This is a genomic window from Mycobacterium sp. 48b, from assembly GCF_048282725.1.
In the GTDB taxonomy this organism is placed as follows: domain Bacteria; phylum Actinomycetota; class Actinomycetes; order Mycobacteriales; family Mycobacteriaceae; genus Mycobacterium.
The window spans coordinates 1,134,723-1,157,651 of sequence record NZ_JBLVUL010000001.1; the positions used below are offsets into that span (position 1 = coordinate 1,134,723).

General features: G+C 66.4%; 23 protein-coding genes. 18 read left to right on the top strand and 5 right to left on the bottom strand.

All coding sequences use genetic code 11. The features are described from left to right. The first annotated feature begins 83 nt into the window (after window positions 1-83). The 5 genes from ACNQR1_RS05340 (at window position 84) to ACNQR1_RS05360 (ending at window position 4,866) form a co-directional block, all read left to right on the top strand. A complete protein-coding gene (locus tag ACNQR1_RS05340) occupies window positions 84-1,052 on the top strand; it encodes a TerC family protein (RefSeq protein WP_418044564.1) in 969 nt (322 codons plus the stop codon). 55 nt (window positions 1,053-1,107) lie between these two features. After that, entirely contained in the window at window positions 1,108-1,515 is a 408-nt protein-coding gene (locus ACNQR1_RS05345) for a hypothetical protein (RefSeq protein WP_418044565.1), read from the top strand. 125 nt (window positions 1,516-1,640) lie between these two features. Then, on the top strand, window positions 1,641-2,852 hold the full coding sequence (locus ACNQR1_RS05350; protein WP_418050283.1) for a PP2C family protein-serine/threonine phosphatase: 1,212 nt from the start codon (window positions 1,641-1,643) through the stop codon (window positions 2,850-2,852). Next, window positions 2,849-4,426, top strand: coding sequence for a sensor histidine kinase (locus ACNQR1_RS05355; RefSeq protein WP_418044566.1), 1,578 nt, complete (start codon window positions 2,849-2,851; stop codon window positions 4,424-4,426). The genes ACNQR1_RS05350 and ACNQR1_RS05355 overlap by 4 nt, the downstream gene beginning before the upstream one ends. Continuing rightward, the gene (locus ACNQR1_RS05360) at window positions 4,423-4,866 is read left to right on the top strand and encodes a response regulator (RefSeq protein ID WP_418044567.1); all 444 of its coding nucleotides are present in this window, start codon (window positions 4,423-4,425) and stop codon (window positions 4,864-4,866) included. Before ACNQR1_RS05355 ends, ACNQR1_RS05360 begins: the two co-directional genes overlap by 4 nt. On the opposite strand, the gene ACNQR1_RS05365 is transcribed toward ACNQR1_RS05360, so the two are convergent. The 3 genes from ACNQR1_RS05365 to ACNQR1_RS05375 all read right to left on the bottom strand — a co-directional run bounded on the left by ACNQR1_RS05365 (window position 4,839) and on the right by ACNQR1_RS05375 (window position 5,916). Beyond that, the gene (locus tag ACNQR1_RS05365; protein WP_418044568.1) at window positions 4,839-5,282 is read right to left on the bottom strand and encodes an ATP-binding protein; all 444 of its coding nucleotides are present in this window, start codon (window positions 5,280-5,282) and stop codon (window positions 4,839-4,841) included. The two genes, ACNQR1_RS05360 and ACNQR1_RS05365, sit on opposite strands and share 28 nt — an antisense overlap. A gap of 33 nt (window positions 5,283-5,315) precedes the next feature. Then, a complete protein-coding gene (locus ACNQR1_RS05370) occupies window positions 5,316-5,678 on the bottom strand; it encodes an STAS domain-containing protein (RefSeq protein ID WP_418044569.1) in 363 nt (120 codons plus the stop codon). A gap of 85 nt (window positions 5,679-5,763) precedes the next feature. Continuing rightward, window positions 5,764-5,916 carry a hypothetical protein gene (locus tag ACNQR1_RS05375; RefSeq protein WP_418044570.1) on the bottom strand — a complete coding sequence of 51 codons (153 nt, stop codon included), beginning with the start codon at window positions 5,914-5,916 and terminating at the stop codon, window positions 5,764-5,766. A 110-nt stretch (window positions 5,917-6,026) separates the two neighbouring features. On the opposite strand from ACNQR1_RS05375, the gene ACNQR1_RS05380 reads away from it, so the two are divergent. The 4 genes from ACNQR1_RS05380 to ACNQR1_RS05395 are packed head-to-tail and all read left to right on the top strand — an operon-like array spanning window position 6,027 to window position 10,251. Then, window positions 6,027-7,622, top strand: a complete 1,596-nt coding sequence (locus ACNQR1_RS05380) for an aldehyde dehydrogenase (NADP(+)) (protein WP_418044571.1) — start codon at window positions 6,027-6,029, stop codon at window positions 7,620-7,622. A gap of 25 nt (window positions 7,623-7,647) precedes the next feature. Then, window positions 7,648-8,571, top strand: coding sequence for a 5-dehydro-4-deoxyglucarate dehydratase (locus ACNQR1_RS05385; RefSeq protein ID WP_418044572.1), 924 nt, complete (start codon window positions 7,648-7,650; stop codon window positions 8,569-8,571). Continuing rightward, entirely contained in the window at window positions 8,571-9,830 is a 1,260-nt protein-coding gene (locus tag ACNQR1_RS05390) for a glucarate dehydratase family protein (protein ID WP_418044573.1), read from the top strand. Before ACNQR1_RS05385 ends, ACNQR1_RS05390 begins: the two co-directional genes overlap by 1 nt. 37 nt (window positions 9,831-9,867) lie before the next feature. After that, window positions 9,868-10,251 (top strand): DUF6632 domain-containing protein, encoded by a 384-nt coding sequence (locus ACNQR1_RS05395; protein ID WP_418044574.1) that lies wholly within the window; start codon window positions 9,868-9,870, stop codon window positions 10,249-10,251. A gap of 33 nt (window positions 10,252-10,284) precedes the next feature. Here the strand turns inward: ACNQR1_RS05395 and ACNQR1_RS05400 are convergent, their stop codons facing one another. After that, the gene (locus ACNQR1_RS05400) at window positions 10,285-11,934 is read right to left on the bottom strand and encodes a DUF222 domain-containing protein (RefSeq protein WP_418044575.1); all 1,650 of its coding nucleotides are present in this window, start codon (window positions 11,932-11,934) and stop codon (window positions 10,285-10,287) included. Between the two features lie 113 nt (window positions 11,935-12,047). Here ACNQR1_RS05400 and ACNQR1_RS05405 point away from each other — a divergent pair, with 113 nt between their 5' ends. Next, window positions 12,048-12,974, top strand: coding sequence for a LysR substrate-binding domain-containing protein (locus ACNQR1_RS05405; protein ID WP_418044576.1), 927 nt, complete (start codon window positions 12,048-12,050; stop codon window positions 12,972-12,974). A 236-nt stretch (window positions 12,975-13,210) separates the two neighbouring features. On the opposite strand, the gene ACNQR1_RS05410 is transcribed toward ACNQR1_RS05405, so the two are convergent. Further along, complete coding sequence (locus ACNQR1_RS05410; RefSeq protein ID WP_418044577.1) at window positions 13,211-14,185, bottom strand: 2-hydroxyacid dehydrogenase; 975 nt, start codon at window positions 14,183-14,185, stop codon at window positions 13,211-13,213. 317 nt (window positions 14,186-14,502) lie between these two features. Here ACNQR1_RS05410 and ACNQR1_RS05415 point away from each other — a divergent pair, with 317 nt between their 5' ends. From ACNQR1_RS05415 to ACNQR1_RS05450, 8 genes are read left to right on the top strand one after another with little or no spacing between them, the layout of a single operon-like run. Next, window positions 14,503-16,056: an ABC transporter substrate-binding protein gene (locus ACNQR1_RS05415; RefSeq protein ID WP_418044578.1), complete on the top strand. Its 1,554-nt coding sequence runs from the start codon at window positions 14,503-14,505 to the stop codon at window positions 16,054-16,056. A gap of 4 nt (window positions 16,057-16,060) precedes the next feature. After that, window positions 16,061-16,990, top strand: a complete 930-nt coding sequence (locus ACNQR1_RS05420) for an ABC transporter permease (RefSeq protein ID WP_418044579.1) — start codon at window positions 16,061-16,063, stop codon at window positions 16,988-16,990. 11 nt (window positions 16,991-17,001) lie between these two features. Continuing rightward, window positions 17,002-17,988, top strand: a complete 987-nt coding sequence (locus ACNQR1_RS05425) for an ABC transporter permease (protein WP_418044580.1) — start codon at window positions 17,002-17,004, stop codon at window positions 17,986-17,988. After that, window positions 17,985-19,037 (top strand): ABC transporter ATP-binding protein, encoded by a 1,053-nt coding sequence (locus tag ACNQR1_RS05430; protein WP_418044581.1) that lies wholly within the window; start codon window positions 17,985-17,987, stop codon window positions 19,035-19,037. Before ACNQR1_RS05425 ends, ACNQR1_RS05430 begins: the two co-directional genes overlap by 4 nt. Beyond that, a complete protein-coding gene (locus ACNQR1_RS05435; RefSeq protein WP_418044582.1) occupies window positions 19,030-20,013 on the top strand; it encodes an ABC transporter ATP-binding protein in 984 nt (327 codons plus the stop codon). Before ACNQR1_RS05430 ends, ACNQR1_RS05435 begins: the two co-directional genes overlap by 8 nt. Further along, window positions 20,010-20,732 carry a sulfite exporter TauE/SafE family protein gene (locus tag ACNQR1_RS05440; RefSeq protein ID WP_418044583.1) on the top strand — a complete coding sequence of 241 codons (723 nt, stop codon included), beginning with the start codon at window positions 20,010-20,012 and terminating at the stop codon, window positions 20,730-20,732. The genes ACNQR1_RS05435 and ACNQR1_RS05440 overlap by 4 nt, the downstream gene beginning before the upstream one ends. Window position 20,733: 1 nt before the next feature. Continuing rightward, a complete protein-coding gene (locus ACNQR1_RS05445; protein WP_418044584.1) occupies window positions 20,734-21,546 on the top strand; it encodes an IclR family transcriptional regulator in 813 nt (270 codons plus the stop codon). Window positions 21,547-21,578: 32 nt separating this feature from the next. Then, entirely contained in the window at window positions 21,579-22,928 is a 1,350-nt protein-coding gene (locus ACNQR1_RS05450) for an enolase C-terminal domain-like protein (protein ID WP_418044585.1), read from the top strand. The last annotated feature ends 1 nt before the right edge of the window (window position 22,929 follow it).

A 22,929-nucleotide genomic window follows, 5' to 3' on the forward strand; every position in this document is an offset into this window, starting at 1 on the left:
GTCAATGATCGATCGGTGTCGCGGGCCGGTGCGTGTTTCCGGTGGAAGAGACCTCCGGCGTTTTGACGACCGGAGGATTGTTGATGCAGGTAACCCAGCTGGAATGGATTGTCACCCTCGCCGTGACGATCGCCGTTCTGCTGTTCGATGTCGTCGTGATCGGGCGGCGCCCACACGAACCCACCACGCGGGAGACCGCGACGTACCTGTCGATCTACATCGGCATGGCGGTGGCCTTCGGCGTATGGGTGTGGTACTTCCACGGCCACCAGTTCGGACTTGAGTTCTTCGCCGGCTGGCTCACCGAATATTCACTCTCGGTGGACAACCTGTTCATCTTCTTGATCATCATGGCCAGCTTCAAGGTGCCGAGGATCTACCAGCAGCAGGCCCTGCTGGTGGGCATCATCCTGGCGCTGATCTTCCGCGGCATCTTCATCGCGCTCGGTGCGGTGGCCATCAACCAGTTCTCCTGGGTGTTCTATATCTTCGGCGCGTTCCTGGTGTACACCGCGATCAACCTGGTTCGTGACACCGACCACGACGACGACGGCGACAACGGCGTGGTGCGGTTCGCCCGCAAGCACCTGCGGACCACGGACCAGTGGGACGGCCTGAAGTTGTGGGTGCACGAGAACGGCAAGCGGCTGATGACGCCGATGTTCCTGGTGATCGTCGCGCTGGGTACCACCGACCTGCTGTTCGCGCTGGACTCGATCCCGGCGATCTACGGACTGACCCAGGAGCCCTACCTGGTGTTCACCGCCAACGTGTTCGCCCTGATGGGTCTGCGGCAGCTGTACTTCCTGCTCGGCGACCTGCTCAAGCGGCTCGTCTACCTGTCGCAGGGGCTGGCGTTCATCCTGGCCTTCATCGGCGTCAAGCTGGTGCTGCACGCACTGCACGAGAACGAGCTGCCGTTCATCAACGGCGGCGAGCCCGTGCACGTGCCGGAGATCCCGACGCTGGCCAGCCTCGGCGTCATCATCGTCACGTTGGCTGTCACCACCGTCGCGAGCCTGTACAAGACCCGGGTGCGGGACGCGCGTTAGTTCCTTGCATTCGGCCTGAACGTAACTCTGTGCAAGTGCGCTATCTGCACATAGCGTGGCGCGGGTGCGGATATTCGTGGCGGACACCGAAACCTGGACCGAGTTGACCGACGGCGACGAGCCGACGGTGCGCATCTCTGCCACCGACCTGGCCCAGGCGCGCCGAATCCGGTCCGGCCTCAAGTCCGAGGACGACGCCGTCTCGGTGATCCTCGACATCGCGGTCGCGGTGGCCGGGGACTACCGGTCTGCGCGCCGGGGACTCGAGGTCGCCGGTTCCGCGGCCGAGGTCCGTTACGTCGGTACCGTCGACGGCCTCGCCGGTCTGATCGCCGACATCGAAGCGGCGGGTGTCGCCGACGGTGTGACGTTCATCGCCGCCGCGGCGGATCAGGACCCGCGTGCCCTCGGTGCGGACGTGCTGCGCAGGCTGGAGCTGCGCTCGCAGGCCCGGGCCTCCTGATCCCGACCGGTAATTGGTCGACTGCCGGGGAATTGACGCCCACGTCTAGGTATTCTCGACCACGTCGTCACTAAAACAGAGGTCAGCGCGACCGGGTGGCCTCAGTGAGTGAAGGACGTGATCCCATGCGCGCGGAGCAGCCGTACCCCTCTGCCACACTGGCCGGTCCCCCTCTAGGCCGGCGGTTGTCACTGTTGTTGGTCGAGGACGACCGTGGCGACGCATTACTGGTCGAAGAGCAGATCGCCGACGTGGCCGATACCGCCGACATCGACCTGGTCTGGGTGCAGTCCATGGCGGCCGCCGAGCGAGTGTTGGTCGATGACCGACCCGACTGTGTACTGCTCGACCTGAATCTGCCCGACGCTCAGGGCATCGATGCGCTGCACCGGCTGGGCAGGCTGGACCCTGCGGTCCCGGTCATCGTGCTCACCGGTCTGAACGACGAGCATTTCGGCGTATCCGCGGTCGCCTCGGGCGCACAGGACTATCTCGTCAAGGGACGTGTCGATCCGGAGATGCTGCGACGCGCGTTGGTGTACTCCATCGAGCGCAAGCGCGCCGAGCTGACCGCGGTGGACCTGCACGCCAGCCGGCTGCGCGAACGGGAGAACGCTCGTCTCGAGCGCGGCCTGCTGCCCTCGGCGTTGCTGCTGGACGATCCGGGAGTCGAGATCGTCACCAAATCTCTGCCCAGCCGACGCGACGCCCTGTTGGGCGGTGACTTCTACGACATCGTGCAGACCCCCGACCGGACCGTGCACGTGATGATGGGCGACGTCGCCGGACACGGCCCGGACGAGGCCGCCCTCGGGGTGGCCCTGCGGATCGGTTGGCGCGCACTGACATTCGCCGGGCTGCGGGGCAACGAGCGGATGCGTCAGCTCGACCGCATCCTGACCACGGAGCGCCACGGACCGGGAATCTTCGCGACCCTGGTCAGCCTGGCGCTCGATCCCGACAGCGGAGAGTTCGACGCGGTGCGCGCCGGACATCCGGGTCTGCTGGTACACGGCGACGGTGCCGCGCGATGGATCGAGCCCACCGCTGGCTCCGCGCTCGGTCTGGGTGCCAAGGAGTGGCCGGTAGACCGACTGGCCCTGCCGGAAGGACACGGTCTGGTGCTGCTCACCGACGGATTGTTCGAGGGGCACGCAGGCCCCGGCGGCGAACGTCTCGGCGAAGAAGGCCTGCTCGAACTGGCCAACTCGCTGGCGGACCTGCGTGGGCGCGAATTCGTCGGTGCACTCATCGACGAAGTCGAATCCCGTGCGCGTCCGCACGGCGGTCTCAGCGATGACATCGCGCTGATCAGGGTGGAGCGTTCATCGGTATGAAGCTCACGGTGCAAGGCTGGCAGAACCTGCTGGTGTCGGTGATGTGCGTGATCGTGTTGACCGGCGCGGTCGCCGGCATCGCGCTGGTGGGCCGCACCGACTCCGTATCGCGAGAGCTGATCGACGACATTCAGCCCGCCCGCGTTGCGGCGTATCAACTGCAGGCCGCCCTGCGGGACCAGGAGACCGCGGTGCGTGGGTACACGATTGCCGCCGACCCTCGGTTCCTGGAGCCCTACAGCGACGGGCAGGACGCCGAAGCGACGGCGGCAGCCGACATCCGCGGCTACCTGGGCGGCCACGACGATCTCATGGCCGATCTCGACGCGATCGAGACCGCGGCGGCGGCATGGCGGGCCAACTATGCCGAGCCGCTCATCGCCGGTGTCCAGGTGGGCAGGCCCACCGTCGTGGATACCCGTACCGCGGATCGCGGCCGGGCCGAATTCGACGGGCTGCGTGAGCTTTTCGATGTGCAGAACGCCAACCTCAGTCAGGCCAGGCAGGCCAGCGTCGATGAGCTGGGCCACGTTCGGGCCTGGCGCGACGGCGCGGTGATCGCGATGATCGTGGCGTTCTTCACCATGGCGCTGTTGTTGACGGTGCTGGTACGCAGTGCCGTCACCCGACCACTGGCCGCGCTGGCAGCCTCGTGCCGCCGAATCACCGAGGGCGACTTCGCGCAGCGCATCGTCCCGCAGGGCCCCAAGGACATCCGGGCGATCGCAGCCGACGTCGAGGACATGCGGCAGCGGGTCGTCGACGAACTCGATGCGTCGCGGTCGGCCAAGGAGACCCTGGACCAGCAGGCTGACGAATTGCGCCGATCCAATGCCGAGCTGGAGCAGTTCGCATACGTCGCATCGCACGATCTTCAGGAGCCGTTGCGGAAGGTCGCTTCGTTCTGTCAGCTGCTGGAGAAGCGCTACAGCGACAAACTCGACGAGCGCGGACTCGAGTACATCGGCTTCGCCGTCGACGGCGCCAAACGTATGCAGGTACTGATCAACGACCTGCTGACGTTCTCACGGGTGGGCCGGCTCAACGCCACCCATACCGAGGTGAACCTCGACGAGGCACTCGACAGCGCGTTGAAGAACCTGGCCACGGCGGTCGGGGAGTCGGGCGCCGAGATCGAGCGACCCGAAGAGCCGTTGCCGCAGATAGACGGTGATCCCACGCTGATGACGATGCTGTGGCAGAACCTGATCGGCAACGCGGTGAAGTTCGCTCACGAGGGGGTTGTGCCCCGGATCGTCATCGACTGCAGGCCCGGTACCGGTGAACTCGCCGAGAACTGGGTATTCAGTGTTTCGGACAATGGGATCGGGATCGGCGAGGAGTTCGTGGACAAGGTGTTCGTCATATTTCAACGCCTGCACGGACGCGACGCCTTCAGCGGCACCGGTATCGGACTCGCACTGTGTAAGAAGATCGTCGAACACCACGGCGGATCCATCTGGATCGACACGTCGTACTCGCCCGGAACCCGGTTCATGTTCACCCTGCCAGAGACACCCACGACCGTGCCCGACGTCGTGCCGGAAGCCCAGTTGGAAGGAACTCCACAGTGACCTCATCGGTCAACCGAGCCATTGACATCCTGTTGGTCGAGGATGATCCCGGTGACGAGCTCATCACCCGGGAAGCCTTCGAGCACAACAAGATCAAGAACAACTTGCACGTCGCCCGCGACGGAGAGGAAGGCCTGGACTTTCTCTATCGGCGCGGCGGCTTCGAAGGCGCACCGCGCCCGGATCTGATCCTGCTCGACCTGAACCTGCCGAAATACGACGGCCGGCAGTTGCTGGAGAAGATCAAGTCGGACGTCGAACTGTGCCACATCCCGATCGTGGTGCTGACCACGTCGTCAGCCGAGGAGGACATCCTCCGCAGCTACAAGCTGCACGCCAACGCCTACGTCACCAAGCCCGTCGACCTGGACCAGTTCATGAGTGCGGTCCGGCAGATCGACGAGTTCTTCGTTCAGGTGGTGCGGTTGCCGCAGTTCTGATCGATCTGATCCCACTGCAGGCGAACTTCGGTGCCCGCGTGGTCCGAGTCGATCACAGCCCGGTCGGTGAGCGCGCGCATCAACGGGATCCCCCGTCCGCGGGCCGGGTTGTTGTGGTCCGTCTCGGAGATCCGCCACACGCCGTCATCGCTGATGGTGACGGTGAGTACCGACGCATCCCCGTCATAATCGGCGCGTAAGTGCATCAACCCCGGCGCCGGGGCGTCGACGTAGGCGAACTCGGCGGCGTTGGCCAGGGCCTCGTTCACGGCCAGCACCACATCACTGGCCTTGGTCGGGTCGAGCGTGAGGTGCGTGCTCAGCCAACTGGAGAACTCACGGCGTATCTGCGCCGCATCTTCCGGTGCGGCCCTGACATGCTTCGTGAACTGAACTGACTGGCCTGCGTCTGTCATATCGACCTGCTGGCTACCCCGTTGTCGCCGGTCTTATGTCTTCAATGCGGCCAGCGCTTCGTCGAGCGTCGCGAACAGATCCACGACCTCGGCGATCCCGACCAGCCTGAGCGGCCGGCTGGTGGCCGGTCCGTCGGCGACGACGGCGAACCGTGCCGCGTCGCCCAGTTGTTCGTGTGCGGCCACCAGTACGCCCATGCCGGCCGAGGCCAGGAACTCCACGGCACTCAGATCGACGACGACGGCAGAAGGTGAGCTCTTGGCGGCAGCGTTGATCGCTTCTTCGAGCTTGGGCGCGGTGAGCATGTCGACCGTTCCGGCCACTGCCACCACGCTGACCTCACCGACGCGGCTCTCTTCCACTGAGCAGCCTGCCGGGTCCGGTTGGCTGGTCATCGCGGTCACCTCCGACGTATCTCGTGCATCCATGGAGACGGTACCCACGGAGGCGTCGACAAATACTAACCGTGCGGCTGCATCCTCAAACCAAGGCCTCGTATAACGAGCTCAGATACCGGGCGGTGCGCTCGGAGCCCTCCACGCCGGGTCCCATCTTGTTCATCACGTAGGCGAACGTGGCGCGGTGATCGGGGTTGCACGTCTCCCACGATCCGCCCCATCCGCCCCAGATCATGCGACCCCGCGCGCCTCGCGAGCGCCGGAAACGGACTAATACAACTAGTGCATGATTAATGGGCAAATTTGACTTGGACAAGTATTTATAGCGGTCGTACGGTTGCCACTATGACCTCAACGGCGATGCTGGACCTGACCGGACAGATGCTGATCGCGGGAACGCCGGTGCGAGGCAGCGGCAAGGAGATCCGCGGAATCGACCCGCGGACAGGCGAGCTCATCGAGCCCGCGTACGCCTACGGCGACCACTCCAATGTCGAGGATGCCTGCACCGCCGCCGCGGACGCGTTCCCGGCATACCGGTCGGCCCCGATCGAGACCAGGGCCCGATTCCTCGAAGCGATCGCGGCCAACCTCGAGTCGATCGGTGACGCCCTGGTGGAGCGCGCCCACGCAGAGAGCGGCCTACCCCGGCCAAGGCTGACCGGCGAGGTCGGGCGCACCGCGGGTCAACTGCGCCTGTTTGCCGCAGTGCTGCGTGAGGGCAGCTGGAACCAGGCTCGGATCGATCCTGCGCTACCTGGTCGAACCCCGTTGCCGCGTCCTGACATCCGTCAACGCAGCGTCCCCCTCGGTCCCGTCGCGGTGTTCGGCGCCAGCAATTTCCCGCTGGCCTTCTCGGTGGCCGGCGGCGATACCGCCTCAGCCCTGGCTGCCGGTTGCCCGGTCGTGGTCAAGGCCCACGATGCTCACCCCGGCACCTCCGAACTCGTGGGCCGTGCCATCGCCGACGCCGTCGCTGCCTCCGGACTACCGGCCGGAACGTTCTCCCTGCTGTACGGCTTCGGCCCTGACCTCGGCGCCGCCCTCGTGGCCGATCCCCGCATCAAGGCCGTCGGATTCACCGGCTCCCGTGCGGGCGGCATGGCATTGGTCGCCGCGGCCGCAGCTCGTCCTGAACCCATCCCGGTGTATGCCGAGATGAGCGCCGTCAACCCGGTGTTCCTGCTCAGCGGTGCACTGGGCGACCGAGGTGCGGAGCTGGGCCGGGCCTTCGTCGGGTCACTCACGCTGGGTTCCGGGCAGTTCTGCACCAACCCTGGGCTGGTCATCGCGGTCGACGGGCCGGAGTTGGACACATTTGTCGCCGCCGCGGGTGAAGCGGTCGCGGCCACTGAGTCGACCGTCATGCTGACACCGGGCATCGCCGACAGCTTCCGCGAAGGTGTTGCGGCTTTGGAGGCCGAGGCGGCACTGGTTGCCCGCGGTTCCGAGCTCGACGCCCCGGCCGCGCCGTGCCGCGCCGCACTGTTCGCGACCGATGCTTCCACCTTCCTGGCTTCAGAGACGTTGCAGGCAGAGGTGTTCGGCGCCGCCGGGGTTCTGGTGAGGTGCTCGGATGCTGCTGAGATGCTGCGGCTGGCCAACAGCATGGAGGGCCAGCTGACCGCGACGATCCACGCTGACGAATCCGACCACGGTCAGGCCGGCGAACTGCTGGAGGTGCTCGAGCTCAAGGCCGGCCGAATCCTGTTCAACGGCTGGCCCACCGGAGTCGAGGTCGGTCATGCGATGGTGCACGGCGGCCCGTTCCCGTCGACCTCCGATTCGCGCACGACATCGGTAGGCGCCCGTGCCATCGAGCGGTTCCTGCGGCCAGTGTGCTACCAGGATGCTCCAAAAACCCTGCTGCCCAGCGCTATCGCCGACGGAAACCCGGACGGCCTGTGGCGGCGTATCGACGGCCAACTCACCAAAGACTGACTTGCAGAACACGAGGAGTACACAAATGCTGGATGGCGTCCTGTTTTTCCCGGTAACCCCGCTCACCGCTGCCGGTGACGTCGACGTGGATCGGCTCGCACAGCACATCGCCAAGGGCGTCGACGCCGGGCCGGGTGGTGTGTTCGTCGGTTGCGGCACCGGAGAGTTCCATGCGCTCGACCCCGACGAGATGCGGATGGTTGTGCGTACCGCCGTCGAGACGGTGGGCGGCCGAGTTCCGGTGTATGCGGGCGCGGGCGGATCCATCGCGTCGGCCAAGGCCTTCGCCGAGGTGGCCGCCGATGCCGGTGCCGATGGACTGCTGTTGCTGCCGCCGTACCTGGTGGAGATGCCGCAGGCCGGGCTCGTGGCATACACCCGTGAGGTCAGCGCGGTCACCGACCTTCCCGTCGTCGTCTACAACCGCAACAACGCCCGCTACTCCGAAGAATCGGCAGTCGAGGTCGCACTCATCCCCAACGTGGTCGGATTCAAGGACGGCACAGGCGATCTCGATCGGGTATCGCGCATCGTTCGTGCTGTCACCGATGCGTTGGAGCCGCTCGGCAAGCCGTTCCAGTTCTTCAACGGACTGCCCACCGCCGAGGTGTCGCAGCAGGCGTACCGCGCGATCGGCGTGACCTTGTACTCGTCGGCGACCTTCGCATTCGCGCCGGACGTCGCACTCGCCTTCTACCAGGCTCTGGAGACCGGCAACGAGCCGCTGATCGCGGCCCTGACGCGCGAGTTCTACCATCCGCTGGTGCGGCTGCGGGACACCGTCCCCGGCTATGCGGTGTCGCTGATCAAGGCCGGCGTCACCATGGAAGGGATCCCCGCCGGGCCGGTGCGTTCACCACTCATCGATGCCAGACCCGACGATGTCACTGAGCTGCAACGCATCCTGGCGGCCGGCCGCGCGGTGCTGGACAACGCCCTGGTGCACTGATGCCGCCGGTCCGCATTACCGGCGCACGCATCACGCCGGTCGCGTTCGCCGACGTACCGTTGCTCAACACCGTGGGTGTGCATCAACCGTTCGCACTGCGGGCGATCATCCAGCTGGACACCGATGCCGGCCTGACCGGGCTCGGTGAGACCTACGCCGACACGCTGCACCTGGAGCGCCTGGCTGCCGCGGCTGGAGCGATTGTCGGGCAGGATGTGTTTGCCCTCAACGCCATTCGTGCGGCCATCGGCCAGGTGCTGCACGGGGACACGGCTGCGGTGGGGACGGCGGGCATGATCACCACCGCCAGTGCCGTCGACCAGGTTTTCTCGCCCTTCGAGGTGGCGTGCCTCGACGTGGCGGGGCAGGCGACCGGCCGGCCGGTATCGGATCTGCTCGGCGGCGCCGTGCGTGACGCCGTACCCTTCAGCGCCTATCTGTTCTACAAGTGGGCCGGTCATCCCGGCGCGGAGCCCGACAGCTGGGGAGAAGCGCTCGACCCTGACGGCATCGTGGCTCAGGCCCGCCGCATCGTGGACGAGTACGGCTTCACCGCGATCAAACTCAAGGGCGGAGTGTTCGCGCCAGAGGAAGAGGCCGCTGCGATCGAGGCACTGCGGGTCGCGTTCCCCGACCACCCGCTGCGGCTCGACCCGAATGCTGCCTGGACGCCCGAGACGTCGCTCAAGGTGGCCGCGCGTCTGTCAGGTGTGCTGGAGTACCTGGAGGATCCGACCCCCGGGTTGGACGGCATGGCAGACGTGGCAGCACAGGCACCCATGCCGTTGGCCACCAACATGTGCGTGGTGGCGTTCGATCAACTGGCGCCCGCCGTGGCGAAAGGGTCGGTGCGCGTGGTGCTCTCCGATCACCACTACTGGGGTGGGCTGCAGCGATCCCGCCTGCTCGCCGGCATCTGTGACACCTTCGGGCTGGGGCTGTCCATGCACTCCAACTCGCATCTGGGCATCAGCCTGGCCGCGATGGTGCATCTGGCCTCCGCCACACCGAACCTCACGTATGCCTGCGATACCCACTGGCCGTGGAAGACCGAAGACGTCGTGCGGCCCGGTGCCCTCGAATTCCGTTGTGGCTCAGTGCCGGTGCCGACCGGCCCAGGGCTCGGAGTGCAAATCGACGACGACGCTCTCGCGACATTGCACGAGCAGTACCTGCGGTGCGGGATCACCGACCGCGACGACACCGGCTACATGCGCACGGTCGATCCGTCATTTGAGGCCATCAGCCCGCGCTGGTAGTGGGATCCTGGAGACTCGACGTCTCTAGGAGTGCGCCATGGCATACCGGCTACTGCAGATCGCCCTCGTGGTCGTCGGCGCGGCGATGATCCTGCTGTACCCGCTGGCCGTGGTCTGGCCGGCGGGGTGGGCTTGGCATCACGGTGCCCCGTACGAATCGAATTACTTCATGATGATCGTCGGCGTATACGTGACGTTGGGCTTGTTCCTCATCAACGCGGCGCGACGGCCCGAGGCCAACATCACCCTGATCTGGTTCGCCGTCGTCTCCAGCGCCGTGCATGCGGTGATCATGGCGGTGCAATCGTTCGGCGGTGCACACCACATGGGGCATCTGTGGGGCGACGTTCCTGCGCTGCTTCTCGCCGCCATCGTGCTGGCGGTGCTTGTCGGGGCGTCCGGCATCACCCGCGCCAGTTAGACCGACCGCGTTCGGTGGATGTGACGAATCCCGTTAGTACGGCGGGGGTTTGTCTTGTTCGGTGTTGAGTCGGCGTTCGTTGTTGATGCGTTGGGTGCGGGTTTGTTGGCGGGTGCGTTGGCGGAGTGGCATTTTCATGTGCCGGTCGGTGGTGGTTGTGGGGGCTGGTTGTGGGGGTGGGGCTGGGGTGTGGGTGGTGTGGTCGGGGAACAGGATCTGGCTGAAGGGTGTGGTGCGGTAGGTGTGGCTGGTGGGGGAGGTCCAGGTGTGGCTGCCGTCGGGGTGTTGGGTGTCGGTCCAGCCGTTTTCGCCGGTGTGGAAGGTCTTGATGAGGTGGTGGGTTCGGCATTTGGGGCCGAGGTTGGCGGGGTGGGTGGCTCCGGTGGGCCATGGGGTGGTGTGGTCGAGGTCGCAGTGGGTGGCGGGGACTGTGCAGCCGGGGAACATGCAGGTGAGGTCGCGCATGCGGACGAAGGTGGCCAGTTTGGGTGAGGGCCGGTAGCGGGTTTGGGTGGGAAGGTCGGCGGGGTTGGTGAGGTGTGTGACGGTGGCGCCGGTGGCGATCAGTTCGGCCAGTAGGGGTGCGGGCACGATGCCGCCGCCGAGGATGATTGCGGGTGGTCCGGTGACGGCGGGGGTGCGGTCGGCACCGTAGTCGTTGGGTGCGGGTTTGCCGTGGATGCGCGGATCGCGGGGTGGTTGCGAAGGGGCGGCGGGGGATGCCTCGGCATTGTCGTCGCCTCCGTCGCCTCCGTCGCCTTCGTCGGCCAAATCGCCTGCACCGTCCTGGTCTTCGTCATGGGTTTGCGCAACGCTGTCGCCCCCTTCGCACGCACTGTCGTTTTCACCGCTGTGGGGGGCGGTGTGGGGCAGGGTGTGGGCGAGTAGGTGGATGAGGACGGCGCGGGAGCGGGGGTCGATGCCGGTGGCGGGGCAGTCGGGGTTGGCGCATTGGCAGGTGAGGTTCTCGGCGCCGGCGCCGAGGGCACCGAGTGCGTCGGAGCGGCGTTGTCCGAGGGTGCGGGGGTCGTTGTCGCAGACTGTGTGGGCCATGGTGGTGAGTAGGTTTTTGAGCAGGGCGGCGTCGGTGGCCAGTAGGCGTCCCCAGATGGAGACGGTGCCGTTGGGGTCCTCGGGGTCGCCGAAGTGGATGTCGCGTTCGCGGGCGGCGGTGCGGGTTTTGCGGACGGCGGCGGGGTCGAATTTTTCTACCCAGACGTCGATGGCGTGTTCGGTTTTGGTGGCGGTCAGGGCGCCGTAGGTGGTGGCGGCGCCGGCCAGGGCGGTGTCGATCAGTGTCAGTGCGTCGGTGTCGGTGACGAGTTGGGTGCGCCAGGTGATGGTGGCGATGACTTTGGCTGAGATGTGTCCGCGGGCGAAGACGGCGGCGACTTTGGGTAGCCGGTCGCGTAGGGCTTGGGCGATGCGCATCTGGGCGGAGGCGGCGCCGCGGCTGAGGTTGCAGGCGGCGCTGATCGCGGCGTTGGCGGTTTCCCAGCCGTCGATGGCGCAGTAGGCGGAGGTGTCGTCTTCGTCGTCGCAGTGCCGCGCCACGATCTCGGCGATGACCGTCAGGCGGGCGGCGGCCTCGGCGGCTTCGGTGCGGGTGTGGTGTTCGAGGGTGTCGATCAGTGCGGTGTCAGTGCATTCACTGAGTACCGGCCGATCAAGCAAGTCGAACACATGTTCGATACTACCCGCGAATGTGCAGGTCGACAATGCTTGGCCAGCCCATTCGTCGCCGATATTCATGCCGTTCGCGCATATATGACGAGTATGGTCGATAGGCTGCAGCGGTGTTCTCGCTGTCGAGGCTGTCGTGCTTCATCGCCGTCGCTGAAGAACTGCACTTCGGCCGGGCCGCCGAGCGTCTGCACATGACCCAGCCGCCGCTGAGTCGCCAAATCCAGCAGCTGGAGAGTGAACTCGGGGTTCACCTGATCGACCGGACCACCCGGTCCGTCACGCTGACGCCGGCTGGGGTGGCATTCCTGCCCGATGCCCGCCGCATCCTGCAGTTGGCCGAAGGCGCGGCGCTCAACGTAAAGCGCGTTCCCGCAGGCGATCTCGGTACCGTCGTGATCGGGTTCACCGCGGCGTCGGCGCACCCGGTGTTGCCCAGGCTGTTCGACGCCGCCCGTCAACAGATGCCCGACGTGAAACTCGAATTGCGCGAGATGGTCACGGCGGTCCAGATCGAGGCGCTGATGACCGGTGAGCTCGATCTCGGCATGGCGCGACCACCGCTCAAGCGCCCTGGCTTGGTGTCCCGGCCTCTGCTGCACGAGCAGCTCATCGCCGCGCTGCCGGCCGGGCATCCGCTGGTCGAGGTGCGGCGTCAGCTCACGCTCAACGACCTCGACGGGCAGGACATGGTCATGTACTCCCCGGTGCAGGCCCGGTACTTCAACGAGCTGCTGATCAGTACTTTCACGATCGCGGGCGCCACCCCGCGCTACGTCCAGTACGTCACCCAGGTGCACACCATGCTGGTGCTGGTGCGCTCCGGGATCGGCATCGCGCTGGTGCCCGCGTCGACGGCCACCCTGCATCCCGAGGGCGTGGTGTTCCGCTCGATCGGCGCATTCCGGGAACGCCCGGTGGAACTGGACGCGGTCTGGCGCGGAGACAGTACGAATCCCGCGCTACTGCGGCTGCTGCGCGACGTGCTGCCGCCACGCGAGTGGACCACGGACGAACTCGTCGAGGATTTCGTCGGCTGAGCGGTCCGTCAGGGCATAGCCTGATGTGCATACGACGCTGACGTCGAGAGGGTCCACATCATGCCGCGACGCGACCGTCCGCACAGAGACCGAGACCGGGACATCTACTATCCGCCCCAACCTGCGGTGCGACCGCAGGCCAAGATCGCATGCGGTTGCCATTGCGGCTCATGCAATTCCGGCGCGCACTGTCACAACATGAATACTGGCTGCAACGTACGTTAGGTCCGGTGACCTCAGCCGGCCCGAGCCGGCATGGGAACCGGAGTGACGAGCTCGCCGGACGCCAGGTACTTGTCCAGGTTGGCCAAGGTCAGTGCCTCCATGGCGCTGCGGGTCTCCACGGTTCCGCTTCCCACGTGGGGAAGCAGCACCACGTTGTCCAGCGACAGCAACGCCTCGGGCACATTCGGTTCGTCTGTGAACACATCGAGTCCGGCACCGGCCAGTCTGCCGCTGGTCAACGCCTCGACGAGCGCGCCCTCGTCCACGACGCTGCCGCGGGCGATGTTCACCAGGTAACCGTCTGGCCCGAGGGCTTCGAGCACATCCTGATCGACCAGGTGCCGCGTCCCGCTGCCGCCGGCCGCGGCGATGATCAGGACGTCCACCTGGCGGGCGAGCTCGACGGCGGAGGCGACATAGGTGTGCGGGCTGCCCGCGACTTCACGCCGGTTGTGGTAGCTGATCGGGCAGCCGAAGGCGACCAGCCGGGTCGCGATGGCCTGCCCGATGCGGCCCAGTCCGATGATGCCGACACGGGCTCCCGAAACCTTGTGGGTCAGTGGGTAATTGCCCTCGGCCACCCAGCGGCCGGAACGCAGGTAGCGGTCGGCGGCCGAGAACTGTCGCATCGTGTCGATCAACAGTCCCACGGCGGTGTCGGCCACGCAGTCACTGAGCACATCGGGGGTATTGCTGACCACGACGTTTTGGGCGGCGGCGGCCTCGATGTCCGTGGTGTCGTAGCCGACCCCGAAGTTGACCACCGCGCCCAGGTTGGGCAGCGCGGACATCAGTTCGGCGTCCACCCCGGTGCGCCCGGAGGTCACCACTGCGGTGATCGTGGCGCCGTGCTCTTCGAGGAACGTCGTGCGTTCGGGGCCGTCGGGCAAGACATAGGCGTCGTAGCTGGTCCGCAGCGTCTCGGCGAGAGACGGCTTGAGCGGACCCACCTGTAGGACACGGCGGCTGGAATCGGATTCGGGCACACGTACTCCTCGGTCGGGATGCAGCTACGGTATGCCCGCGTGCAAATACCCGTCCAACACGGAAATAGCATGGGTTGATACGCAAGCTGCATAATTGCCGCCGCGGCATTGCTGTGGGCGTATCGACAAACTTCCTTCGTCATTAAAAGCCCAGTTCAGGGCATGTTTCAGCGGGTTTCTGCGACGGGCCCAGGGTGTCCGATTCCTGCCATTTCGGCTGATTTCGGTGGGTTGACGGCCGGAGTGGGCCGTTCTTAGCGTGTGTCTGCGGTCACAACCGACATCCACATACGTGGACATCACACCCTGGAGGATTCATGAGGCGATTTGTCGCCGCTCCGGCAGTCGCTCTGGCCGCCTGCACGCTCACCGCCGGGTGCACCGTCGCCAACACCGCGCACGGCGGCTATGACCCCGACACCTTGCGGATCGTCATCTCCCAGGAACCCCCGACGCTGGAGCCCTGCGAAAGCTCGCTGACATCCACCGGCATCGTGGTGCGGTCCAACATCACCGAACCGCTCATCGAGCGCGATCCCGACACCGGCGACCTGCAGCCGCTGCTGGCCACAGCGTGGCGCCAAACCGCGCCCAACCAATGGGCTTTCGACATCCGCAAGGGAGTCTCCTTCTCCGACGGTGCGCCGTTCACCGCCAAGGACGCCGCCTTTTCGATCGACCGGGCAGTGAACTCCGATCTGCAGTGCAACGTCGACGGTTACGTGTTCGGTGACGCCAAGCTCGACGTCACGGCCCCGGACGAGCACACCGTGGTGATCGGCACACCCGAGCCGGATCCGATTCTGCCGCTGCGTATCTCGTTCGTGGAGATCGTTCCGTCAGGCACCAGCACCACCGAGAAGGTGCGTGAGCCCATCGGAACCGGACCGTACGCCATCGAAGACTGGGAATACGGCCAGAAGCTGATGCTCACGCGCAACGACCGGTACTGGGGGGCCAAGCCGGCCTTCGCCCGCGCCGAATACCAGTGGCGCAGCGAGGGCAGTGTTCGAGCCGCCATGATCACCAACGACGAGGCCGACATCGCGACCTCGCTCGGGCCCGAGGACGGGGTCGGCGATCGCGGAGTTCCGTTCCAGAACAACGAGACCACCGCACTGCGCATGCAGGCAGGAGAAGCGCCGCTGAACGACATCCGCGTCCGGCAGGCCATCAACTACTCGGTCAACCGGACCGGAATCGTCAAAGCACTGTTCCGTGGACTCGGAGATCCGGCGTCACAGCTCATTCCGTCCGGTGTCGTCGGGTACAACGATCAGCTTGCGTTGTGGCCGCACGATCTCGAGAAGGCCAAGGCACTGATCGCCGAGGCGAAGGCCGACGGTGTGCCTGTGGACCGGCAGATCCGGCTGATCGGCCGCACCGCCCAGTTCCCGAAGATCTCCGAGACCATCGAGGTGCTGCAGAGTGAATTCTCCGAGATCGGTCTCAACGTGAAGATCGAGATGATGGACACCGCCGGCCAGTTGCAGTACCAGCTGCGCCCGTTCCCGGCCGATACCGGTCCCTACCTCCTGATGATCATGCACGGGAACCAGGCGGGTGACGCGGCGTTCACCATGGACCAGTACATGCTTTCCGAAGGACCGCAGAGCGCCTACGGCACAAAAGAATTCGACCAAAAGATCCGCGCCGCCGAAGCCCTCACCGGTCAGGCCCGCCAGGATGCGTTCGCGAAACTGTTCGCCGAGGAGCCGCAGCAGATCATGCAGTTCGCCTACATCGCCCACATGAAGGGCATCCTCGGCAAGTCGCCGCGTATCGATTACGCCCCCAACTCCGCCACCGGCGACGAGATGCGGCTGTCGGAGATGACGCCTGCTTCGACCGACCGCACCGACAGGAGCTGAGCCGATGTTCCCCTTTGTCCGGCGCCGGATGTACACCAGCGCCATCCCGTTGATCATCGTGCTGCTCGGTGTGTTCCTGCTCGCCCGGCTCACCGGTGATCCGACCAACCTGTACCTGCCCGAGTCCGCCACCGCCGACCAGCGTGCGGCTTTTGCCCACCAGCATGGATTCGACCAGCCACTTGCCGCCCAACTGGTGGACTACTTCAAGGGTGTGGTCCATCTCGACTTCGGAACCTCTTTGCGCACAGGCGAATCTGCATCGGCGATGGCGCTACGGGCCTTCCCCGCCACGCTGCAACTCGCTTTCACCACCATGCTGCTGGCGATCGTCGGGGCTGTCATCGTGGGCTGCTGGGCCGCCTACCGGCCCAACTCACTGGCCGACCGGTTCTCCAGCCTGCTGTCGATGACCGCCGCCAGCATCCCCGACTTCTGGTTCGCCATCACCGGAGTGTGGCTGTTCTCCGTATTGCTGGGCGTGCTGCCGACGTCTGGAACCGACGACGGCATCCTGTCCTGGATTCTGCCGATCGCCACGCTGATGATCCGCCCCCTGGGTGTACTCACGCAGGTGGTCCGCGGCGCCATGGTCTCGGCACTGTCGGCGCCCTACATCCGCCTGGCCCGCAGCAAGGGCGCCGGCGATCTGCGGGTGGTCAGCCATCACGCGCTGCGCAACGCGGCCGCACCCGCACTCACGGTGGCGGGCGATCTCGCGGTCGGCCTGATCAATGGTGCCGTCGTGGTGGAGGCCATCTTCGGCTGGCCCGGCATCGGCAAGCTCATGATCGACGCCATCCTGCAGCGCGACTTCGCCGTTCTGCAGGCCGCCGTCCTGCTCACTGCGGTGAGCATCTTCGTGCTGAACATCATCATCGACGCCTGCTACGCGCTGCTGGATGCGCGCGTACGGGAACCGGCAAAGGTCTAGGGGTACGCATCGTGAGCACGCAAATCGACCTGGTACCGGTCAAACCCACCACGGCGATCGTCGGCGAACCCGAGACCGAACCGACCCGGAAGCGCTCGGTGTGGTTCCGGCTGCTGGTCAATGACCGGGTGGCCGCCGGTGCCGCCGTGGTGCTCGGCCTGGTGGTCCTCACCGCGGTGTTCGGGCCCATGCTAGTCGGCAACCTCGCCACCCACATCGACCTCGACAACTCGAATCAGGCACCGTTCACCCTTGCCCACGGCTGGGCCAACGTACTCGGCACCGACCCGCTGGGACGCAGCATGCTGGCCCGGCTCATCGTCGCCTGCCGTACCACGCTGTCGGTGGCCATCCCCGCCGTGGTGATCTCGGCAGTCGTCGGCTCACTGATCGGGATGTGGGCCGGCTACTACCGCGGTTGGCGGGAAACGCTGGCCATGCGGGTGGCCGACGTCATCATGAGCTTCCCCTCGTTGCTGCTGGCCGTGGTGGTGCTGTATGTGTTCTCTCCGAGCGCTGCCAATATCGTTGCGGTGCTGGCGATCACCCGCATCCCCGTGTATCTGCGCACCGCCCGCGCCGAGTCGGCCGAACTGTCCAGCCGGGTGTTCGTCGACGCGGCGCGTACCTTCGGGGCCAGCGGCCGGTCGATCATCCTCCGGCACGTGGTGCCGATCGTGCTGCCGACCCTGCTGACCGTGGCCACGCTGGACTTCTGCTACGTGATGCTGGCCGAATCCTCGCTCAGCTTTCTGGGTATCGGGATCCAGCCGCCGGATGTCAGCTGGGGCCTGATGGTTTCGCAGGGCCGGACCTACCTGCACACCGCGTGGTGGCTGTCCTTCTTCCCGGGCGTGGCCATCGTCATCACCACGGTCTCGGCCACCATCCTGGCCGCCTGGGCCCGGATCGCCACCGATCCCGGCCAGCGCTGGCGGCTCACCGTCCCGCAGAAACGCCTGTCCCGCTTCACCAAAACCGGAAAGGCCCTCGGATGACCTCGCTGAGCAGCAGTGTCGTGGACCAGCCCACCGTGTCCGAGCCCATCGATGCCGAACCCGCCCTGGTGGTCGACGGTCTCACCGTCGACATCCGCACGATCACCGGAACCGTGCGCGCCGTCGACCACGTCAGCTTCGCGGCGCACCGCGGCCGGACCCTGGCGCTGCTGGGAGAATCCGGCTGCGGCAAATCGATGACCGCCACAGCACTGGTCGGACTGCTCGACCCGGTCGCCGAGGTGGTCGACGGCACCGCGACGCTGGCCGACGTGGACATCCTGGCCGCCGACCGCAAGACCCGCCGCAAGCTGGCCGGACCGGAGTTGGCCATCGTGTTCCAGGACGCGCTGACCGCCCTCAACCCGCTCTACACGGTCGGTACCCAGTTGGCCGAGCCATTCCGCATCCACCATGGCATGAATGCCAGGGACGCCAAGCGCAAGGCAGTGGAACTGATGGCGCGGGTGGGCATTCCACAGCCGGAGGAGCGGATGAAGTCCTATCCGCACCAGTTCTCCGGAGGGATGCGGCAACGGCTGTTGATCGCGATGGCCGTCGCGTTGAACCCGCGGGTGCTGATTGCCGACGAACCCACGACCGCACTCGACGTGACCGTGCAGGCGCAGATCATGGCACTGCTCAAGAGCCTGCGTAGTGAATACGACATGGCCGTCGTACTGATCACCCACGATCTGGCGCTGGTGGCCGAGGAGGCGGATCAGGTCGCCGTGATGTATGCGGGCCAGGTCGTCGAAACCGGGCCCGTGGCCGAGGTTTTCGCCAGCCCGCGACACCCCTACACCAGGGGACTGCTCGACTCGGTCCCGGTGAGCGCGGTACGCGGCGAGGCCCTCAAGTCCATCGGCGGTGCCCCGCCGGACCTGCACTCGATCCCGGCCGGTTGTGTCTACCAGGACCGCTGTCCGCTGGCCCGCGACCTCTGCGTCACCACCCGACCGGTACTCGCCGGCGATGGCCGTCGCAGCGCCTGCCACTTCCCCGACGAGGTCGAGACCCGCAAGCGAGGAGAAGCCGCAGATGTCTGAAAACCTGCTCACCGTCCGCGACCTTCGTAAGTCGTTCCGGGTCGGCAAGAGCCGGCTGGCCGCCCTCGACGGCATCAACCTCGACCTGGGCCGCGGCGAAACGCTCGGTCTGGTCGGCGAATCCGGTTGCGGCAAGTCGACACTGGCGCGGACCCTGATGATGCTGGAGCGCCCGGATTCGGGCAGCGTGACCTTCGACGGCATCGACCCGTTCAGCCTGCGTGGTGCCGAGCTGCTGAAGTTCCGGCGGCGGGTCCAGATGGTGTTCCAGGATCCCTACGCGTCGCTCAACTCCCGCATGACCGCCGGCGACATCGTCGCCGAGCCGTGGCGCACCCACAAGACCCTGCACCCGAACCGCAAGGACCGGGAGATGCGGGTACGCGGCCTGCTCGACATGGTCGGCCTGGGAGCAAAAGCGGTCAACAAGTATCCGCAGGAGTTCTCCGGCGGCCAACGGCAACGCATCGGCATCGCCAGGGCGTTGGCGCTCAACCCCGATGTCATCATCTGCGACGAACCGGTGTCCGCGCTCGATCTGTCGGTTCAGGCCCAGGTGCTCAACCTGCTCAACGATCTGCAGCAGGAGCTCGGCATCTCCTACGTCTTCATCTCGCACGACCTGTCGGTGGTGCGCCATGTCGCCGACCGGGTCACGGTGATGTACCTGGGGCACATGATCGAGAGCGGACGCACCGAGGACGTGTATCGGAATCCGCGGCATCCGTATACCGCGGCCCTGTTGTCGGCGGCACCGAAACTTGATGCGGCCCAACGTAACAACCGGATCCTGCTGAAGGGCGAGGTGCCGTCCCCGCTGAATCCGCCTTCGGGCTGCCGCTTCCGGACGCGATGCTGGAAAGCGACGGACATCTGTGCGACGCAGGCGCCGGCAGCGGCCGCGGATCCCGATGTCGACTGCCACATCTCCGAATGTCACCATCCGTTGGAGCCGGCCGTGCCGGTGTCGGCGTGAGCATCACCGGCTACGGGATCGTCGCCGCCGCAATTGTGCTGGCGTCCTGCATGCAGGCCTCCATCGGGTTCGGCATGGGCATGCTGGCGGCACCGATCGTCGCGATCGTGGACCCCGGCCTGATCCCGGGAACACTCATCATGCTCGCCACCATGGTCACGCTCATGGTGGTGATACGGGAACGCCAGGACATCGACCTCGCCGGCACCGGATGGGCCCTGGCCGGACGGGTTCCGGGCACCGTTGCCGGGGCGCTCCTTCTGGTGGTGATGCCCGCGAACCTGCTGGCGTACGCGCTGGCGGCGGTGGTGCTGGGCGGTGTGGCGCTGACGAGCATGGGCTGGATCCCGGCGCCGCACCGGCGCAATCTGGTGCTGGCCGGCGCCACCTCGGGCCTGCTCGGCACAGCGACCTCCATCGGCGGGCCGCCGATGGCGCTGGTGTGGCAGAACAACACCGGGGCGCGGCTGCGCGGAACGATGAGTGGGTTCTTCCTGGTCGGATCGGTCCTGTCGATCGTGCTGCTCGCGCTCACGGGTTCCATCGACCACCACACCGTCGCGGTGTTCGCGATGCTCGTCCCGGCATGCGTGATCGGGTATGTGCTGTCCCGCTCGGTCAACCGCCACCTGGACCGGCAGCGGCAGCGGTGGGCGGCCATCGCCATATCGACCATCGGCGCGGTGGTGCTGATCGTCCGTCAGTTGATGGGAGGGTGAATTGACCGGCGAAAAAGGCAGTTCCGATGCCGTCTCGGTGCGCAAGGTGAAATCCGCGGTGCGCACAGTCGAGTTGCTCGAGTTCCTGGCCGCACGGCCCGATGAACCCACCCGGATCCGGGAGATCTGTGCTGCCCTCGAGATGCCACGCAGCTCGGCGCATGCGCTGCTGCGCACACTCGTGGCCCAGGGCTGGGTGCGGTCGGACGACGCGGGCGCGCAGTACAGCATCGGCATGCGGGCGCTGCTGGTAGGAACCAGCTATCTGGATGCCGACCCGTACCTGCCGATGATCGCTCCGTTCCTCGAAGACCTGCGCGGCCAGCTCGACGAGACGTTCCACCTCGGCAGGCTCGACGGGCACGACGTGGTGTACCTGGCCACTCGGGAGTCCCGGCAGTACGTGCGCACCGCCAACAAGGTGGGACGCCGGTTGCCTGCGTACACCACTGCCCTCGGCAAGGCTCTGCTCGCCGAGCGGTTCGGTCCCGAACTCGATGCGCACATCCCGGCGACGCTGATGCCTCTGACTCCCCGCACACTCACCGACCGCGCCGGTCTCGACGCGGCTCTCGACGAGGTGCGGGTTCGCGGCTATGCCAGCGACAACGAGGAAAACACGCAGGGCATCAAGTGTTTCGCGGTCACGCTGCGCTACCGGCATCCGGCGCATGACGCGATCAGCGCGTCGGTCCCGTTGTCGCGTCTGAACCCGGAACGGGAACGGGAGATCGTCGACGCCCTTCGCCTGGTGTGCGACAAGGTGTCCCGGGTGGTCCGCCCGGTCGCCAACGGGGACAAGTGGTTCGCATGATTTTGAGTTTCGCCCATGAGATTGGAGTACCGATGAGTGCACAGAACGCGACACCCGTCGTGACCGAGATGATCGTGATACCGATTGCGGGTCACGACAGCATGCTGCTCAACCTCAGCGGCGCACACGGCCCGTTCTTCACCCGAAATCTGCTGATCCTCAAAGATTCCGATGGGAACACCGGGGTGGGGGAGGTGCCCGGTGGGGAGGCGATCCGCAGAACCCTCGACGACGCCAGGCCGCTGGTGGTCGGCCGGTCGCTCGGCGCGTACCACGCCGTCCTGGCAAGTATCCGGAGAGAATTCGCCGACCGTGACCGCGGTGGGCGGGGCGCTCAGACCTTCGACCTGCGGGTCATGGTGCACGCCGTCACGGCCGTCGAGTCGGCGCTGCTGGATCTGCTGGGCAAGCACCTGGGTGTCCCCGTCGCCGCACTGCTCGGCGACGGGCAGCAGCGCAACCGTGTCCAGGCGCTCGGTTACCTGTTCTTCGTGGGCGACCGGAACCGCACCGATCTGGAGTACCGGTCTGCGGCCGACGAGCCGTCCGGCGCCGACGAGTGGCTGCGCGTCCGCCACGAGCAGGCGCTCTCGCCCGAGGCGGTCGTGCGGCTGGCCGAGGCGGCCCGCGCCCGCTACGGGTTCCGCGATTTCAAACTCAAGGGCGGTGTGCTGCCCGCGGCCGACGAGGCCAAGGCCGTCACCGCGCTGGCCGAAAGGTTCCCCGACGCGCGGATCACGCTGGACCCCAACGGTGGCTGGCTGCTGGCCGATGCCGTCGAGACCTGCCGTCAGCTCACCGACGTGCTGGCCTATGCCGAGGATCCGGTCGGGCCGGAGGGCGCGTTCTCCGGCCGTGAGGTGATGGCCGAATTCAAGCGGGCCACCGGCCTGCCGACCGCCACGAACATGATCGCGACCGACTGGCGCGAGCTGGGGCACGCGATCCGGGCCGGTGCCGTCGACATCCCGCTGGCCGATCCGCATTTCTGGACGATGAGCGGCTCGGTCCGGGTTGCACAGCTCTGTGATGCGTGGGGCCTGACCTGGGGTTCGCACTCCAACAACCACTTCGACGTATCGCTGGCGATGTTCACCCATGTCGCCGCGGCGGCACCGGGCGACATCACGGCGATCGACACGCACTGGATCTGGCAGGACGGCCAGCGGATCACCAAGGAGCCTTTCCGGATCGTCGATGGGTACCTCGACGTGCCCGCGGTCCCGGGCCTGGGTGTGGAGCTCGACGAGGACATGGTCGCTGCTGCTCACGAGTTGTATCTGGCCAAGGGGCTGGGATCCCGCGATGACTCGGTGGCGATGCAGTACCTCCTCCCCGGTTGGAAATTCGACAGCAAGCGCCCTGCCCTGCAGCGGGATTGAC

Coding starts and splice junctions, on each gene's coding strand:
- ACNQR1_RS05340 (WP_418044564.1), top strand. CDS start 84: ATGCAGGTAACCCAGCTGGAATGGATTGTCACCCTCGCCGTGACGATC.
- ACNQR1_RS05350 (WP_418050283.1), top strand. CDS start 1,641: ATGCGCGCGGAGCAGCCGTACCCCTCTGCCACACTGGCCGGTCCCCCT.
- ACNQR1_RS05355 (WP_418044566.1), top strand. CDS start 2,849: ATGAAGCTCACGGTGCAAGGCTGGCAGAACCTGCTGGTGTCGGTGATG.
- ACNQR1_RS05365 (WP_418044568.1), bottom strand. CDS start 5,282: ATGACAGACGCAGGCCAGTCAGTTCAGTTCACGAAGCATGTCAGGGCC.
- ACNQR1_RS05370 (WP_418044569.1), bottom strand. CDS start 5,678: ATGACCAGCCAACCGGACCCGGCAGGCTGCTCAGTGGAAGAGAGCCGC.
- ACNQR1_RS05375 (WP_418044570.1), bottom strand. CDS start 5,916: ATGATCTGGGGCGGATGGGGCGGATCGTGGGAGACGTGCAACCCCGAT.
- ACNQR1_RS05380 (WP_418044571.1), top strand. CDS start 6,027: ATGACCTCAACGGCGATGCTGGACCTGACCGGACAGATGCTGATCGCG.
- ACNQR1_RS05385 (WP_418044572.1), top strand. CDS start 7,648: ATGCTGGATGGCGTCCTGTTTTTCCCGGTAACCCCGCTCACCGCTGCC.
- ACNQR1_RS05390 (WP_418044573.1), top strand. CDS start 8,571: ATGCCGCCGGTCCGCATTACCGGCGCACGCATCACGCCGGTCGCGTTC.
- ACNQR1_RS05395 (WP_418044574.1), top strand. CDS start 9,868: ATGGCATACCGGCTACTGCAGATCGCCCTCGTGGTCGTCGGCGCGGCG.
- ACNQR1_RS05415 (WP_418044578.1), top strand. CDS start 14,503: ATGAGGCGATTTGTCGCCGCTCCGGCAGTCGCTCTGGCCGCCTGCACG.
- ACNQR1_RS05420 (WP_418044579.1), top strand. CDS start 16,061: ATGTTCCCCTTTGTCCGGCGCCGGATGTACACCAGCGCCATCCCGTTG.
- ACNQR1_RS05430 (WP_418044581.1), top strand. CDS start 17,985: ATGACCTCGCTGAGCAGCAGTGTCGTGGACCAGCCCACCGTGTCCGAG.
- ACNQR1_RS05435 (WP_418044582.1), top strand. CDS start 19,030: ATGTCTGAAAACCTGCTCACCGTCCGCGACCTTCGTAAGTCGTTCCGG.
- ACNQR1_RS05450 (WP_418044585.1), top strand. CDS start 21,579: ATGAGTGCACAGAACGCGACACCCGTCGTGACCGAGATGATCGTGATA.